Here is a 16,163-nt window from a genome sequence, read left to right as displayed (position 1 = left end):
AACGCCATGATGAACCTGCAAGGCAAGAAGATCACCGTCCATGACATGACGCTGCGCGACGGCATGCACCCCAAGCGCCACCTGATGACGCTGGATCAGATGAAGAGCATCGCCAGCGGCCTGGACGCCGCCGGTGTGCCGCTGATCGAGGTGACGCACGGCGACGGCCTGGGCGGCTCGTCGGTCAACTATGGTTTCCCGGCCCACAGCGACGAGGAATACCTCGGTGCGGTGATCCCGCTGATGAAGCAGGCCAAGGTGTCGGCGTTGCTGCTGCCGGGCATCGGCACCGTCGACCACCTGCTGATGGCCAAGGACCTCGGCGTGCACACCGTGCGCGTGGCCACCCACTGCACCGAGGCCGACGTGTCCGAGCAGCACATCTCGAAGGCGCGCTCGCTCGAGATGGACACCGTGGGCTTCCTGATGATGGCCCACATGGCCAGCCCCGAGAAGCTGGTGAGCCAGGCGCTGCTGATGGAAGGCTATGGGGCCAACTGCATCTACGTCACCGACTCGGCCGGCTACATGCTGCCCGACGACGTGACGGTGCGGCTGCGCGCGGTGCGCGGCGCCCTGAAGCCCGAGACTGAACTGGGTTTCCACGGTCATCACAACCTCGCGATGGGCGTGGCCAACTCGATCGCCGCGGTCGACGCCGGTGCGAACCGCATCGACGCGGCGGCCGCCGGACTGGGCGCGGGCGCGGGCAACACGCCGATGGAGGTGTTCATCGCCGTGTGCGACCGCATGGGCATCGCGACCGGCGTGGACGTGTTCCGGATCCAGGACGTGGCCGAGGACCTGGTGGTGCCGATCATGGATCACATCATCCGTGTCGACCGCGACTCGCTGACGCTGGGCTATGCCGGCGTGTACTCGTCCTTCCTGCTGTTCGCCAAGCGCGCCGAGAAGAAATACGGCGTGCCGGCCCGTGAGATCCTGGTCGAACTGGGCCGCCGCGGCATGGTGGGCGGCCAGGAGGACATGATCGAGGACACCGCGATGACGCTGGCGCGCGAGCGCGCCGCCGCCGCGCACAAGGCCGCCGCCTGAGTGCCGCGACCGACCACAGGACACAGGAGAGGCTCATGCCGTTCGCACAGATCTACCTCATCGAAGGTCGCACCGAAGAGCAGAAGCGCGCCGTGATCGAGAAGGTCACCCAGGCCATGATGGAGGCGGTGGGGGCGCCGAAGGAGAACGTGCGCGTGTGGATCCACGATGTACCCAAGGAGAACTGGGGCATCGGCGGCGTCTCCGCGAAGGCGCTCGGCCGCTGAGGATTCGCAGCTCGGCAGGTGGGCCGGCCGACAGCGCCGGGTTCGCCTCGGTGTGATGGTGCGCGTGGCGTGCCGGCGCGGAGGCTTCGTCGAGAATCGCGGCTCTCGATGGAGAAGCCCGTGCCCGAAGCCCCGCCACCGTTCCGTGTCCTCATGGTCTGCATGGGGAACATCTGCCGCAGCCCCACGGCCGAAGGCGTGCTCCGCGCACGGCTGGCCGCGGCCGGGATGGCCGAGTGGGTGCTCGTCGATTCGGCGGGCACCCATGCCTACCATGTGGGCGAGCCGCCGGACGAGCGCAGCCGGGCGTATGCCGCGCGGCGCGGCTACGATCTGTCGGCGCAACGGGCCCGCGCGGTGGATGACGACGATTTCGAGCGCTTCGACCTGCTGCTGGCGATGGATTGGGACAATCTGGCGCTGCTCCAGGAGCGCTGCCCACCGCAGGCCCAGCGCAAGCTCCGGCGGCTGATGGAATTCGGCCGCACGGCGGGCAGTGAAGTTGTACCTGACCCCTATTATGGTGGCGCAGCCGGGTTCGACCACGTGCTGGACTTGGTCGAGGCGGCCTGCGACGGGCTGGTCGAGCACCTGGCTCGAACTCCGGGTCGCAAGTAGGGGAACTTACGGGGACGTGTCCGACCAAATAAGTCGGCTTCACCTATAATTGAGCTATTCAGTCGGGATTAAGTCCCGATGGCTCGCAGTGAAGCGACCCCCGGATACCCGGTCCGCCAGCCACGCGCCTCAAGGAGTTCAGTATGCGTCTCACCACCAAAGGCCGCTTTGCCGTCACCGCCATGATCGACTTGGCCCTGCGCGAGCACAGCGGCCCGGTTGCGCTTGCCGCGATCAGTTCGCGCCAGCAGATCTCGCTGTCCTACCTGGAACAGCTGTTCGGCAAGCTGCGCCGTCATGAGCTGGTCGAGTCGACCCGTGGCCCGGGCGGCGGCTATTCGCTGGGTCGCAAGGCCGAGGAGATCACGGTCGCCGACATCATCGTCGCGGTCGACGAGCCGATCGACGCCACAGGTTGCGGCGGCAAGGAAAACTGCATGGGCGAGGATTCGGGCCGCTGCATGACGCACGACCTGTGGGCCAGCCTGAACACCAAGATGATCGAGTTCCTGGACTCGATCTCGCTGCGCAAGCTGGTCGACGACCAGCTCGCCAAGGGTGTGTCGATCGAGGAGGCGCCGGTCAAGCGGGCGATCTCGTCGCAGCCGGTCGTCAAGCCGATCAAGATCACTGCGCCGAACTCCGTGTTCGCGCTCGGCAGCTCCTTCAGCAAGTAATCAACCGCCTTCCGCTCCCGCCAGCCACGCCCTGATGCCAGGGAGCCGCCCGCCATGGACATGACCCCGCACTTTCCGATCTACATGGACTACGGCGCCACGACGCCGGTCGACCCCCGCGTCGTCGACGCGATGATTCCCTGGCTGCGTGAACACTTCGGCAATCCAGCCTCGCGCAGCCACGCATGGGGATGGGAGGCCGAAGAGGCGGTCGAGAAGGCACGCGGCGAGGTGGCGGCACTGATCGGTGCGGACCCGCGCGAGATCGTCTGGACCTCCGGCGCGACCGAGTCCAACAACCTCGCGCTCAAGGGCGCGGCGCAGTTCTACAAGACGCGCGGCAAGCACCTGATCACGGTCCGGACCGAGCACAAGGCGGTGCTCGACACCATGCGCGAACTCGAGCGCCAGGGTTTCGAGGTGAGCTACCTGGAGGTTCAGGAAGACGGTCTGATCGACCTCGACCTGCTCAAGACCACGATCCGGCCTGACACGATCCTCGTCTCGGTGATGTTCGTCAACAACGAGATCGGCGTCATCCAGGACATCCCGGCGATCGGTGCACTGTGCCGCGAGCGCGGCATCGTGTTCCATGTCGATGCGGCCCAGGCGACCGGCAAGGTCGCGATCGATCTGGCCACGCTGCCGGTCGACCTGATGAGCTTGGCCTCGCACAAGACCTACGGTCCCAAGGGCATCGGTGCGCTGTACGTGCGCCGCAAGCCGCGCGTGCGGCTGGAAGCGCAGATGCATGGCGGCGGCCACGAGCGTGGCATGCGCTCCGGCACGCTGCCCACGCATCAGATCGTCGGCATGGGCGAGGCCTTCCGCATCGCGCGCGAGGAGATGGGCACCGAGAGCGAGCGCATTCGCATGCTCCAGAAGCGCCTGATCGACGGCCTGGCCGACATCGAGCAGACCTTCCTGAACGGCCACGCCGAGCGGCGCGTGCCGCACAACGTGAACATGAGCTTCAACTTCGTCGAGGGCGAGTCGCTGATCATGGGCATCAAGGGTCTCGCGGTGTCGTCGGGTTCGGCCTGCACCTCGGCCAGCCTGGAGCCGAGCTACGTGCTGCGCGCGCTGGGCCGCAGCGACGAACTGGCGCACTCCAGCCTGCGCATGACCATCGGCCGCTTCACGACCGAGGAAGAGATCGATTACGCCATCGGCACCATCCGCCACAACGTGGCCAAACTGCGCGAACTGTCGCCGCTTTGGGAGATGTACCAGGACGGCGTCGATATCAGCACCATCCAGTGGGCGGCGCACTGAGCCTCGCCCCGGCACCCCGTTCGACCGAGTTTCAGGAGCAGCAGCATGGCCTATAGCGAAAAAGTCGTTGAGCACTACGAGAATCCCCGCAACGTCGGTTCCTTCGAGAAGGGCGACGACACGGTCGGCACTGGCATGGTTGGGGCTCCGGCCTGCGGCGATGTGATGAAGCTGCAGATCAAGGTCAACCCGGCGACCGGGCTGATCGAGGACGCCAAGTTCAAGACCTATGGCTGCGGTTCGGCGATCGCGTCGAGCTCGCTGGTCACCGAATGGGTCAAGGGCAAGTCGCTCGACGAAGCGCTGACGATCAAGAACACCCAGATCGCCGAGGAGCTGGCGCTCCCGCCGGTGAAGATCCACTGTTCGATCCTGGCCGAGGACGCGATCAAGGCGGCCGTGAGCGACTACAAGGCCAAGCATGGCAACGCGCAGCCTGCCGCCGCGACCGCAACGCACTGACCACGATGGCCGTCACCCTGACTCCTGCTGCGGCACGCCACGTGACGCGCTACCTGGGCAAGCGCGGCAAAGGCGTCGGTGTGCGTCTGGGTGTCAAGACCACCGGCTGCTCCGGCCTGGCCTACAAGCTCGAGTACGCTGATGAGGCGGCACCCGAGGACGTGATCTTCGAGGACCAGGGCGTGAAGGTGCTGGTCGACCCGAAGAGCCTGCCGTACATCGAAGGCACGCAGCTCGACTTCGTGCGCGAAGGTCTGAACGAGGGCTTCAAGTTCAACAACCCGAACGAACGCGACCGCTGTGGTTGCGGTGAATCGTTCCGGATCTGAAACCGACTATGCATAAAAGGGCGCGGCACGGCCGCGCCCTTTTTTTGATCCCCCGACGACGATGAAGCTCGACAGCGACGATTTCGAACTCTTCGGCCTGCCGAGGCGCTGTGCCCAGGATCGTGTGCAGATCGATGCACGCTGGAAGGCGCTGCAAGCCGAGGTGCACCCTGATCGGTTTGCGACCGAGGGCGCGGCGGCGCAGCGCGTCGCGATGCAGTGGGCCGTGCGCGTGAACGAGGCCTATGCACGGCTGAAGGATCCGCTGAAGCGCGCGGCCTACCTGTGCGAGTTGCAGGGCGCGAAGGTCGATGCCGAGAACAACACGGCGATGCCAGCGAGCTTCCTGATCCACCAGATGGCCTGGCGCGAGGCGCTCGACGACGCGCGCGACGGCGCGGCCGTGGAGTCGCTCAACGACGAGGTGCTGGCGTTCCGCCGCGCGGCCCTGGCTGAACTGGAGTCCACGCTCGACGAGCGCCGCGACTGGGCTGCCGCAGCGCAGCAGGTCAGAGCCCTCATGTTCGTCGAGCGCTTTGCGCACGATCTCGATCGGCGCCTGGAAGCGCTGGGACAATAGACGAATGGCTCTGCTGCAAATCTCCGAACCCGGCCAGTCGCCGGACCCGCACCAGCGGCGCATCGCGGTCGGCATCGATCTCGGCACCACGCATTCGCTGGTGGCTGCGGTGCGCTCCGGTGTCGCCGAATGCCTGCCCGACGACGAAGGCCGCGTGATCCTGCCTTCGGCGGTGCGCTACCTCGAAGGCGGTCGCCGCGCGATCGGCTTCGATGCGCTGGCGGCACAGGCCGAGGACCCCGAGAACACCATCGTCTCTGCCAAGCGCTTCATGGGCAGGACGCTGACCGACATCGACGACCGCGAGAAGCTGCCGTACCGCTTCGTCGACCAGCCGGGCATGGTGAGCGTGGCCACCCGCGATGGCGTGAAGACGCCGGTCGAGGTGTCGGCCGAACTGCTGGCGACACTGCGCTTCCGCGCCGAGGACAGTTTCGACGACGAGCTGTTCGGTGCGGTGATCACGGTGCCGGCCTACTTTGACGACGCGCAGCGCCAGGCCACCAAGGACGCGGCGCAACTGGCCGGCCTGAACGTGCTGCGCCTGATCAACGAGCCCACCGCGGCGGCGATTGCCTACGGTCTGGAGAACGGCAGCGAAGGCCTTTACGCGGTCTACGATCTGGGCGGCGGTACCTTCGACATCTCGCTGCTGCGCTTGAGCGAAGGCGTGTTCGAAGTCGTCGCGACCGGCGGCGACTCCGCACTGGGAGGCGACGACTACGACCATGCTCTGGCCGACTGGGCACTGGCCGGTGCCGGACTCGCGGCCGAGACAGCGCAGGACAAGAGGGCGGTGCTGGTCGCCGCGCGAGCCGTCAAGGAAGCCTTGTCGTCCGCGGCCGAGGCGCGCATGCAGGTCGTGCTCCGTGCCGGCTTGCTGGACCTCGCGGTCACGCGCGTGCAGTTCGAGGCGCTCACCAAGCCGCTCACCGACCGCACGCTGGCCGCGGTGCGCAAGGTGTTGCGCGATGCCAAGGTGAGCAAGGACGAGGTCAAGGGCGTCGTGCTGGTCGGCGGCTCGACCCGCATGCCGCAGATCCGCGAGGCCGTCACGCTCTACCTCGGCCGCTCGCCGCTGACCGACCTGAACCCTGACGAAGTGGTGGCGCTGGGCGCCGCGATCCAGGCGCACCAGCTGGCGGGCAATGCCTCCGGCAACGACCTGCTGCTGCTCGACGTGACGCCGCTGTCGCTGGGTCTCGAGACGATGGGCGGGCTGGTCGAGCGCATCATCCCGCGCAACAGCAGCATTCCCACGGCACGGGCGCAGGACTTCACCACTTTCAAGGACGGCCAGACCGCGATGGCCATCCACGTGCTGCAGGGCGAGCGCGAGCAGGTCGAATATTGCCGCTCGCTCGCACGCTTCGAACTGCGCGGCATCCCGCCGATGGTGGCCGGGGCCGCGCGCATCCGCGTGAGCTTCCAGGTCGACGCCGACGGGCTGTTGAGCGTCACCGCACGCGAGCAGACCTCCGGCGTCGAAGCGGCGGTGACGGTCAAGCCGAGCTATGGCCTGGCCGATGAGCAGATCGCGCGCATGCTGCAGGAGGGCTTCACCACCGCAGAGGGTGACATGCGCGACCGCGCGCTGCGCGAGGCTCGCGTGGAGACCGAGCGCATGGTGCTGGCCACCCGTGCCGCGCTGGCGGCTGATGGCGACCTGCTCGCCGACGGCGAGCGCGCCGGCATCGAGGCGCTGATGCGCGCGGCCGAGCAGCAGGCGCTCGGTGAAGATGCGGCAGCCATCGATGCGGCCGTCAAGGCGCTGGCCGATGGCACCGAGTCTTTCGCGGCCGAGCGCATGAACCGCGGCATCCGGCAGGCCCTGGCTGGCCGGCGCGTCGAAGAAGTCTGACCCCGTTCGAGAATGCCATGCCCATCATCAAGATCCTGCCGCATCCCGAGTACTGCCCCCAGGGCGCAAGCATCGAGGCGGCGCCCGGCAGCTCGATCTGCGAGGCGCTGCTGGAGCACGACATCGAGGTCGAGCATGCCTGCGAGATGAGCTGTGCCTGCACCACCTGCCACGTCGTCGTGCGCGAGGGTTTCGCGTCGCTGAACGAGATGGACGAGAACGAGGAAGATCTGCTGGACCGCGCCTGGGGCCTGGAGCCGAACTCCCGCCTCAGCTGCCAGGCCATCCTGGCGCAGCAGGATCTGGTGGTGGAGATTCCGCGCTACTCGATCAACCACGCCAAGGAGAATCACTGACCGGCGGTACGCCGGTCAGTGATTTCGGCGTAGGCTCATGGCGCGCAGCGATGTGATGCCGAAGCCAGAATCACTGCACTCACCATGAGCCGCCAGATCTTCCTCGACACCGAGACCACCGGCCTAAGCCCGGAGAACGGCGACCGCATCATCGAGATCGGTTGCGTGGAGATGCTCAGCCGCCGCCTGAGCGGCAACAACCGGCACTTCTACCTGAACCCCGAGCGTCGTAATCACGAGGATGCCGTGAAGATCCACGGCCTGACCGACGAGTTCCTGGCGGACAAGCCCAAGTTCGCGGTCGTTGCCGATGAGCTGATGGAGTACTTGGCTGGCGCCGAGATCATCATCCACAACGCGGCCTTCGACGTCGGCTTCCTCGACGCGGAGCTGAAGCGCCTGCAGCGGCCCCGCTTCGCCGAGCAGGTGGGCGCGGTGACCGACAGCCTGACGATGGCGCGCGAGATGTTCCCTGGCAAGTCCAACTCGCTCGACGCACTGTGCAAGCGCCTCGAGGTCGACAACGCCAGCCGCACCTTGCACGGCGCGCTGCTTGACGCAGGGCTGCTCGCGGAGGTGTATATCCGCATGACGCGAGGCCAGAACTCGTTGGTCATCGATGCCGGCGCAGCGTCAGGCGGGGCGATCGCCGTCGCGGACATCGACCTGCGGCAGTTCGCTCTGCCCGTCATCGAACCCAGCGACGACGAGCGTCAAGCGCACGAGGCCGTGCTCGCAGAACTCGACAAGGTTTCCGGCGGCAAGACGCTGTGGCGCGCCATGGCATAATGCCGACTTCTCGCGTTACCCCGCGAACCCGATTATTCGGGCGGTTAGCTCAGCGGTAGAGCACTGCCTTCACACGGCAGGGGTCGCAGGTTCGAACCCTGCACCGCCCACCAGACAGAAGCCCGCAAGCGGTCGCGCTTGCGGGCTTTTCTCTTGGCGCTGTGGCGAGCCCTCTGTCGGCCACGTTCACCGGAGTGTCCGATGCTGCACGCGATCGCTGCCTTGTTCATCCTGCAACTGATCGGCGAAGTGCTGGTGCAGTGGCTCGGCCTGTCGGTGCCGGGGCCGCTGGTCGGCATGCTGCTGCTGTTGGCCGCGCTGATTGCCTACGGCCGGGTGCCGGAGGCCTTGCGCGACACCACCAACGGGCTGCTGCAGCACCTGATGCTGCTGTTCATCCCCGCGGTCACGGGTGTGATGATGCATTTCGGCCGCGTTTCCCAGGAATGGCTGCCGTTCCTCGCGGCGGGCGTGGGCGGCGCCGCGATCACGCTGGTGGTCACCGCTTTCACTCTGCGCTGGATGCTGCGCATCACCAAGGCGTCCGACCAATGAAGCACAGCCTGTTCGAGGTCTGGGTCTTCCTGGCCAGTTCGCCGCTGCTGTGGCTCACGGTGACCTTGCTGGCGTACTTCGGTGCGACCTGGCTGTACCGGCGCTGCGGTGCCACGCCGTTCCTCATCCCGGTGATGACGGCGACCGTCGCGATCATCGCGGTGCTGCTGCTCACGGACACACCCTATCCGACCTACTTCGAGGGTGCGAAGTTCGTGCATTTCCTGATCGGCCCGGCGACGGTCGCACTTGCCGTGCCGCTGTACAGCCAGTGGGAGCGCCTGAAGCGGATGTGGCTGCCGATCTCGGTAGCCCTGGTGGTCGGCTCGGTGACGGCGATCCTCTCCGGCATGGGCATCGCGTGGGCGCTCGGCGGCTCCCCTGAGACGGTGCTGTCGCTGGCGCCGCGTTCGGCCACGATGCCGATCGCGATGGCAGTGGCCGAGCGCATCGGCGGCCTGCCGTCGCTTGCCGCGGTGGGCGTGGCGGTCACCGGCGTGGGCGGTGCGATCGTCGCACGGGGTCTGCTGAACCTGTCGCGCATCGACGACCCCGCGGTGCGCGGCTTCGCCGTCGGCATCACCGCGCACGCGGTCGGCACGGCGCGCGCCCTGCAGGTCAACGAGACGGCAGGGGCCTTCTCGGCACTCGCCATGGGCCTGAATGGCATCGCGACGGCGCTGCTGATGCCGTTGATCCTGAAGCTGCTGCACTGGCTGTAGCAGAGAGCGGAGAGCGGGCTGGGAATGGCTCGCTTTGCCGTTGAGAAATAAACGGTATAAACTGAAAATACTGTTTATTCATCAAAGGAATTCCATGGTCACGAAATCCAAGTCCACGGGCGCCGTCGGGCGCAAGGCGGTCGCCGCGAAGCCGGTCAAGGCCGCTCCGGCGCCGGGCAAGCGCGCCAAGGCCGCCGCTGCTCCGGACCGCGCCGACGCGCCGAAGAAGCGCGAGAAACTGGTCCGTGACGGTTTCACAATCCCCAAGGGCGAGTACGCCGCGCTGGCCGACCTGAAGCAGCGCGCCGCCAAGCTCGGTCAGGCAGCGAAGAAGAGCGAGCTGCTGCGCGCCGGCATCAAGTTGCTGACCGAACTGGCCGACACGCGCTTCGTCTCGGCGCTGCTGGCGGTGCCGACCCTGAAGACCGGGCGTCCGCGTGTGAGCGAAGCGTCGGTGACGCCCGCAGCAGCGCCGAAGTCCACGCCGAAGGCGGCCGCCACCCGGAAGCCCGCGACGAAGAAGCCAGCACCGCGCAAGGTCGTTGCCCGAAAGAGGGCCTGAGCCTTCCCGGGCTCCGGTCCTGCCCGATTCGAGGCAGTGGCCGGTGGCGGCGCATCGGCCGGGCCTCGCAGCGCATCGGCCGTGGTTTTCCACAGGTTTGTGCACCGCTGCGGTGGACAACTTGTGCAGGCAGCGTGCGGGCCCGGGCGTCATGGGGCGATTGACGGGAATCGAGCGGATCCGAGCGTCGATGCAGTGGGGCGCTTCCCTAGAATCCTCGCATGACTTCGTCCCCGAGCTTCGTTCACCTCCGTACCCACACCGAGTACTCCGTCGTCGACGGGATGCTGCGTGTGGACGACATGGTGGCCGCGGCGGCGGCCGATGAGCAACCCGCGCTGGCGATCACCGATCTGTCGAACCTGTTCGGTGCGATCAAGTTCTACGGCGCGGCGCGCGGCAAGGGCGTGCAGCCGCTGATCGGTGCGGATCTGTGGCTCGAGGCCGAGAGCGACGAGAAGCAGCCGAGCCGCTTGCTGCTGCTGGTGCAGAACCGCACTGGCTACCTGAACCTCTGCGAGCTGATCTCGCACGCGTGGACCGAGAACCTGCAGCGCCACCAGGCCTGCGTGGCATGGCCTCAGTTGGCGAAGCATGGCGATGGACTGATCGCGCTGTCCGGCGCCGACCTGGGCGCGGTCGGGTTGGCGCTGCTGGCCGGTGATGCGGTGCGGGCCGAGGCGCAGGCGCTGCGGCTGGCCGCGCTGTTCCCTGGGCGCTTCTATCTCGAATTGCAGCGTGCCGGGCAAGCCGGCAACGAGGCCCAGGTGAGGGCGGTGGTACCGCTCGCCGCGAAGCTGGGCCTGCCGGTGGTGGCGACGCATCCAGTGCAGTTCCTGAGTGCCGATGATTTCGAGGCCCACGAGGCCCGCGTCTGCATCGCCGAAGGCGAGACGCTCACCAATCCTCGCCGCGTCAAGCGCTTCACGCGTGAGCAGCATTTCAAGACCGCCGCGCAGATGGTCGAGCTGTTTGCCGACATTCCCTCGGCGATCGCCAACACGCTGGCGATTGCGCGCCGCTGTCATCTGACGCTGACGCTCGGCAAACCGCAGCTGCCCGACTTTCCGACACCGATCGTCGACGGACAGCGCATGGCGCCGGACGACTACTTTCGCCACGCCTCGCACGCCGGGCTGAACGAGCGGCTCGCGCAGCTCTACCCGAACGAGGACGAGCGCGAGCGTCATCGCGCACGCTACGTCGAGCGGCTGGACTTCGAGATCGAGACGATCCTGAAGATGGGCTTCCCGGGCTATTTCCTGATCGTGGCCGACTTCATCAACTGGGCCAAGGGCAACGGCTGTCCGGTCGGGCCCGGGCGGGGCTCGGGCGCCGGCTCGCTGGTGGCCTACGCGCTGAAGATCACCGACCTCGACCCGCTTGCCTACAACCTGCTCTTCGAGCGCTTCCTGAATCCGGACCGCGTGTCGATGCCCGATTTCGACATCGACTTCTGCCAGGGCAACCGCGATCGCGTGATCGACTACGTGAAGCAGAAGTACGGCCGCGATGCGGTGAGCCAGATCGCCACTTTCGGCACGATGGCCGCCAAGGCCGCGCTGCGCGACGTGGGCCGCGTGCTGGGCATGGGCTACGGCCACGTCGACAGCATCGCCAAGCTGGTGCCGGCGCCACCCGGCAAGACGGTGACGCTGAAGCGCCCCGGCGACAGGCCTGACCCGGGCCTGATCTACGCCCGAAAGGAGGCCCCGGAGATCGAGCAGCGCGAGCAGAAGGAGGAGGAGGTCGCCGAACTGCTGGCGCTGGCCGAACGCGTGGAAGGCACGGTGCGCAATATCGGCATGCACGCCGGTGGCGTGCTGATCGCGCCGGGCAAGATCACAGACTTCTGTCCGCTCTACCAGCAGCCGGGCAGCGATTCGGCGGTGAGCCAGTACGACAAGGACGACGTCGAGGCGATCGGACTCGTGAAGTTCGACTTCCTCGGCCTCGCCACGCTGACGATCCTGGAACTGGCCAAGGACTTCATCCGGACGCGCCACGCCGATCGCGCCGACTTCGCGTTCGAGAACATCGCTCTCGACGACCGCAAGACCTACCAGCTGCTGAGCGAGGGCAAGACGGTCGCGGTGTTCCAGCTGGAAAGTCGTGGCATGCAGGGCATGTTGCGCGAGGCCCGGCCCAGCGTGTTCGAGGACATCATCGCGCTGGTGGCGCTTTACCGTCCGGGCCCGATGGACCTGATCCCGAGCTTCTGTGCCCGCAAGCACGGCAAGGAGGAAGTGGACTATCCCCATCCGCTGATGCGCGAGGTGCTCGAGGAGACCTACGGGATCATGGTCTACCAGGAGCAGGTGATGCAGGTCGCGCAGCGCCTGGGCGGGTACTCGCTCGGCGGCGCGGACCTGCTGCGTCGCGCGATGGGGAAGAAGAAGGCCGAGGAGATGGCCAAGCACCGCGTCATCTTCGCGGAAGGTGCTGCGAAGAACGGCATCGGCGCAGGTCTCGCGAACGAGATCTTCGACCTGATGGAGAAGTTCGCGGGCTACGGCTTCAACAAGTCGCATGCCGCGGCCTATGCGCTGCTGGCCTACCACACGGCCTGGGCCAAGGTGCATTACCTGGCCGAGTTCACCGCGGCCAACATGAGCGTCGCGCTGGACGACACCGACAAGCTCAAGATCTTCCACGATGACGCGGTGTCCCTGGGCGTGGTGTTCGAGGCACCCGACGTCAATGCCGGCGGCTACCGCTTCGAGCCGGTGGCGCCGCAGGGCAAGGAGCGAGGCCGCGTGCGCTACGGACTCGGCGCCATCAAGGGCACGGGGCAGGGCGCCATCGAGGCGATCGTCGACGCGCGCCGCGAAGGCGGTCCATACAAGAGCCTGTTCGACTTCGCCGCGCGAGTGGACCGCAGTCGCGTCAACAAGCGGGTGGTCGAAGCACTGATCAAGGGTGGGGCCTTCGACGCGCTCGAAGCCGACCGGGCGGTGCTGATGGCCAGCGTGCCGCTCGCCTTCGAGTACGCAGACACGCAGGCGGCGAACGCCGACCAGGGCGGCCTGTTCGACTTCGGCGACTCGCATGCCGCCTCGACCAACGAGCCCGATCTCGTGGCGACGGAAGCCTGGAGCATCAAGGAACGGCTGACGCACGAGAAGGCGGCTCTGGGCTTCTATCTCTCGGGCCATCTGTTCGACGAATGCGAGACCGAGGTGCGGCAGTTCGCGCGGCGCCGCATCGCTGACCTGCTCGATAGCCGGGAGCCGCAGTTGCTGGCGGGGATCGTCACCGAGTTGCGGGTCGTCAACGGTCAGCGTGGCCGGGTTGCGATCTTCAAGCTCGACGACAAGAGCGAGACGATCGAGGCCGTGGCGAACGAGGATCTGCTCAACGCGCACCGCGAACAATTGGTGGAGGATGAGTTCATCGTCGTGCAGGGCAAGGTGCAGCCCGACCGCTTTTCGGGGGGCGTGCGGCTCAATGTGCAGCAGGTGTGGGATCTGGCTGCAGCGCGCTGTCGCTTCGGCCGCTATCTGCGCGTGGCCGTGAACGGCGTCACGCCACCGATCGACGAACTGCTGCGCGAGTTCCCTCCGCGCACCTTGCGCACCGACCAGGGTGACCTGGTCCAGGGCCTGCCAGTGCGCGTGGTGCTGCACCGCGAGGCGGTGCAGGGCGAGATCGACCTCGGCGACGATGGCCGCTTCTTCCCGACCGACACGGCCCTGGCGCGCTGGAAAGCCAGCACCCACGGCCAGGCCGCGGTGGTGTACGAGTGATGGTGCATTTCTTTACAACGCTGCAACATCGTGGTCGTGCGGGCAAGCGGGCCGCCGCAGCACACTGAGGTCGTGTCAGCGAATCGCTTCGCGAGGCGTTGAACAAGTGCACAACCACAAGAGGATCGTTGGATGAAACGCATGCTTCTCGCCGCTACGCTGGCGGTCTCGGCCATCGCGCCCGCGCTGGCGGCCGATGTCGGGGTCTCTGTCAGCATCGGCCAGCCTGGCTTTTACGGCCGCATCGACATCGGCAACTACCCGCAGCCGCAGCTGATCTATCCGCAGCCGGTGGTCATCGCGCCGGCCCCCTATGCGGTGGTGCAGCGGCCGATCTATCTGCGCGTGCCGCCGGGCCACGCCAAGAACTGGGGCAAGCATTGCGCTCGCTATGCGGCCTGCGGTCAGCCGGTCTACTTCGTGCAGGACGGCTGGTATCAGAACGTCTATGCGCCGCACTATCGGGAGGAGCACCGGCACGACCCGCGTGGCGGGCGCGACGAGCGGCGGCGCGGCCGCGACGACCACGATCACCGCGGCAAGGGCCACGGCCCGGGCAAGCACGGCCGTGACTGAATTGACGCCGGACGCCGTCTCGGCGCATCTGGCGGCACGATAACGGCGACTTCTCTCCTTCAGTTCCGCCCTTAGTCACTGCCTGGCCCGCGGCTATGCTCGCCGCGTGAGCAAGACCACAGGCTTGGTGCTGACGGGCGGCGGCGCACGCGCCGCCTATCAGGTCGGCGTGCTGTCGGCCCTGAGCCGGCTACGCCGCGACGCCGGCGTGCGCGCTCACGACAACCCCTTTCCCGTCATCGCTGGCACCTCGGCCGGCGCCATCAACGCGGCGGCATTGGCCTGCGGCGCCGACGATTTCGATCGGGCCGTGCGCCTGCTGTTGCGCGTGTGGCGCAATTTCGAGGCGGGACAGGTCTATCGAGCCGATGCCTTCGGCGTGATCCGCACCGGCGCGCGCTGGCTCACCTTGTTCACCGCCGGCTGGGCGCTTGCGCGCTGGCGGCGGGCGCGGCCGCGCTCCCTGCTCGACAACGAGCCGCTCGAGGACTTGCTCGCGCAACTGCTGCCGCTGGATCGAATCCCGGAACTGATCGATGCCGGCCACCTGCGCGCCCTCGCAATCAGTGCGTCCAGCTACACCGCGGGCGACCATGTGACCTTCTACGACGCGCCGCAGGACCTGCCGGCCTGGACACGCTCCCAGCGCGTGGCGGCGCGCGCGACGCTCGGCATTCCGCACCTGATGGCGTCTTCGGCCATACCGTTCATCTTTCCGGCGGTCTCGCTGGACCGGCACGGCCGTGCCGAGTACTTCGGCGATGGTTCGATGCGCCAGGCCGCGCCGATCTCGCCGGCGGTGCACCTCGGTGCCGAGCGCATCCTCGTCGTTGGAGCTGGTCGGCTGCACGAGCCGTCTGGCGAGCGCCCGCCGGCGAACGGCTACCCCAGCCTCGCGCAGATCGCCGGCCACGCGCTATCGAACATCTTCCTCGACGCGCTGGCGGTGGACATCGAGCGACTACAGCGCATCAACCACACGCTCTCGCTGCTTGGTCCGGAGGCCTTGGCACAGACGCAGCTCAAGCCCATTGAACTGCTGGTCATCGCGCCGAGCCAACGGCTCGACGACATCGCGGCGCGACACCTTCACGCGCTGCCGACGCCGGTGCGCGCGATGCTGCGGGCCGTGGGTGTCAGCGACGTGGCGCCCGACAGCGCGCGGGGCGCCGCGCTGGCGAGCTATCTGTTGTTCGAAGCTCCGTACACGCGAGAGTTGATCGCGCTCGGCGAGGCCGACACGCTGGCGCGTCGCGAAGACGTGCTGCGCTTCTTCGGCTGGGGCACGTGAGCCAGTGGCCCGACCGTGCCCCCGGGCTCATTTGCCGGCAGCCGACGCCTTGGCGGACGACGAGGGAACCGTCACCTTGGTGGGCTTCGTCGCGGCGCCGTAGCTCGCGCCGTTGACTGTGAGCCCGGCGTCGGAGAAGCGCTGCGCATTGCCTTCGCCGACGCCCTTGACGCGACCGATCAGGTCGTCCCAATCCTTGTACGGACTCTTCTTGCGCTCGTCGAGCAGTCGCGTCGACAAGCCGGGGCCGATGCCCTTGACGCCCTCGAGCGTCGCCTGGTCGGCCTTGTTGACATCGACCGCGGCGACAGCGGCCATGAACCAGAACGCGAGTAGCGCGCTCAGCATCTTCTTCAGCATGTCGAATCTCCTCCAGAGTGGTTGCGATGGCGAGCCTTGTTCGAGACCCGCCAGAGCACTCTAGAAGCCGCTTGGCAGCCTGCCCATCCTTCCCAGGAGGGCGGCCGGAGGGGTGTTACGT

Annotated in this window: 18 protein-coding genes and 1 tRNA gene; 18 read left to right on the top strand and 1 reads right to left on the bottom strand. The window is 67.2% G+C overall.

The features are described 5' to 3' along the window. Positions 1–9: 9 nt before the first annotated feature. From dmpG to MPE_RS11350, 18 genes are all read left to right on the top strand, one after another. Positions 10–1,056: a 4-hydroxy-2-oxovalerate aldolase gene (dmpG, locus tag MPE_RS11435; RefSeq protein WP_041930107.1), complete on the top strand. Its 1,047-nt coding sequence runs from the start codon at positions 10–12 to the stop codon at positions 1,054–1,056. A 35-nt stretch (positions 1,057–1,091) separates the two neighbouring features. Continuing rightward, entirely contained in the window at positions 1,092–1,283 is a 192-nt protein-coding gene (gene thmT / locus MPE_RS11430; protein WP_011829858.1) for a 2-hydroxymuconate tautomerase, read from the top strand. A gap of 108 nt (positions 1,284–1,391) precedes the next feature. After that, the gene (locus tag MPE_RS11425; RefSeq protein ID WP_041929656.1) at positions 1,392–1,901 is read left to right on the top strand and encodes a low molecular weight protein-tyrosine-phosphatase; all 510 of its coding nucleotides are present in this window, start codon (positions 1,392–1,394) and stop codon (positions 1,899–1,901) included. Positions 1,902–2,044: 143 nt separating this feature from the next. Next, entirely contained in the window at positions 2,045–2,578 is a 534-nt protein-coding gene (iscR, locus tag MPE_RS11420) for a Fe-S cluster assembly transcriptional regulator IscR (RefSeq protein WP_011829856.1), read from the top strand. A 54-nt stretch (positions 2,579–2,632) separates the two neighbouring features. Continuing rightward, a complete protein-coding gene (locus MPE_RS11415) occupies positions 2,633–3,853 on the top strand; it encodes an IscS subfamily cysteine desulfurase (protein WP_011829855.1) in 1,221 nt (406 codons plus the stop codon). A gap of 45 nt (positions 3,854–3,898) precedes the next feature. Next, complete coding sequence (iscU, locus tag MPE_RS11410) at positions 3,899–4,315, top strand: Fe-S cluster assembly scaffold IscU (RefSeq protein ID WP_011829854.1); 417 nt, start codon at positions 3,899–3,901, stop codon at positions 4,313–4,315. A 5-nt stretch (positions 4,316–4,320) separates the two neighbouring features. Then, the gene (gene iscA / locus MPE_RS11405) at positions 4,321–4,644 is read left to right on the top strand and encodes an iron-sulfur cluster assembly protein IscA (RefSeq protein WP_011829853.1); all 324 of its coding nucleotides are present in this window, start codon (positions 4,321–4,323) and stop codon (positions 4,642–4,644) included. 61 nt (positions 4,645–4,705) lie between these two features. Beyond that, positions 4,706–5,224, top strand: a complete 519-nt coding sequence (gene hscB / locus MPE_RS11400) for a Fe-S protein assembly co-chaperone HscB (protein WP_011829852.1) — start codon at positions 4,706–4,708, stop codon at positions 5,222–5,224. Between the two features lie 4 nt (positions 5,225–5,228). Beyond that, positions 5,229–7,085: a Fe-S protein assembly chaperone HscA gene (hscA, locus tag MPE_RS11395; protein ID WP_011829851.1), complete on the top strand. Its 1,857-nt coding sequence runs from the start codon at positions 5,229–5,231 to the stop codon at positions 7,083–7,085. 17 nt (positions 7,086–7,102) lie between these two features. Further along, entirely contained in the window at positions 7,103–7,441 is a 339-nt protein-coding gene (gene fdx, locus MPE_RS11390) for an ISC system 2Fe-2S type ferredoxin (protein WP_011829850.1), read from the top strand. 84 nt (positions 7,442–7,525) lie between these two features. Next, positions 7,526–8,230 (top strand): DNA polymerase III subunit epsilon, encoded by a 705-nt coding sequence (gene dnaQ / locus MPE_RS11385; protein WP_011829849.1) that lies wholly within the window; start codon positions 7,526–7,528, stop codon positions 8,228–8,230. A 38-nt stretch (positions 8,231–8,268) separates the two neighbouring features. Then, positions 8,269–8,343 (top strand) — tRNA-Val (locus MPE_RS11380). Positions 8,344–8,431: 88 nt separating this feature from the next. Beyond that, positions 8,432–8,785 (top strand): CidA/LrgA family protein, encoded by a 354-nt coding sequence (locus tag MPE_RS11375; RefSeq protein WP_011829848.1) that lies wholly within the window; start codon positions 8,432–8,434, stop codon positions 8,783–8,785. Beyond that, complete coding sequence (locus MPE_RS11370; protein WP_011829847.1) at positions 8,782–9,507, top strand: LrgB family protein; 726 nt, start codon at positions 8,782–8,784, stop codon at positions 9,505–9,507. The genes MPE_RS11375 and MPE_RS11370 overlap by 4 nt, the downstream gene beginning before the upstream one ends. Before the next feature lie 94 nt (positions 9,508–9,601). Continuing rightward, positions 9,602–10,069: a hypothetical protein gene (locus tag MPE_RS11365; protein WP_011829846.1), complete on the top strand. Its 468-nt coding sequence runs from the start codon at positions 9,602–9,604 to the stop codon at positions 10,067–10,069. Positions 10,070–10,290: 221 nt separating this feature from the next. Continuing rightward, positions 10,291–13,815 carry a DNA polymerase III subunit alpha gene (gene dnaE, locus MPE_RS11360; protein ID WP_011829845.1) on the top strand — a complete coding sequence of 1,175 codons (3,525 nt, stop codon included), beginning with the start codon at positions 10,291–10,293 and terminating at the stop codon, positions 13,813–13,815. Positions 13,816–13,947: 132 nt separating this feature from the next. Further along, entirely contained in the window at positions 13,948–14,391 is a 444-nt protein-coding gene (locus MPE_RS11355; protein ID WP_011829844.1) for a hypothetical protein, read from the top strand. 106 nt (positions 14,392–14,497) lie between these two features. Beyond that, the gene (locus MPE_RS11350) at positions 14,498–15,682 is read left to right on the top strand and encodes a patatin-like phospholipase family protein (protein ID WP_011829843.1); all 1,185 of its coding nucleotides are present in this window, start codon (positions 14,498–14,500) and stop codon (positions 15,680–15,682) included. Positions 15,683–15,709: 27 nt separating this feature from the next. On the opposite strand, the gene MPE_RS11345 is transcribed toward MPE_RS11350, so the two are convergent. Next, entirely contained in the window at positions 15,710–16,042 is a 333-nt protein-coding gene (locus MPE_RS11345) for a ComEA family DNA-binding protein (RefSeq protein ID WP_011829842.1), read from the bottom strand. Between the last annotated feature and the right edge of the window lie 121 nt (positions 16,043–16,163).

The sequence above is a fragment of the Methylibium petroleiphilum PM1 genome (assembly GCF_000015725.1).
GTDB lineage: Bacteria > Pseudomonadota > Gammaproteobacteria > Burkholderiales > Burkholderiaceae_C > Methylibium > Methylibium petroleiphilum.
Note: the sequence above shows the minus strand (reverse complement) of the source record. Positions and strands in the feature narration are given on the sequence as shown.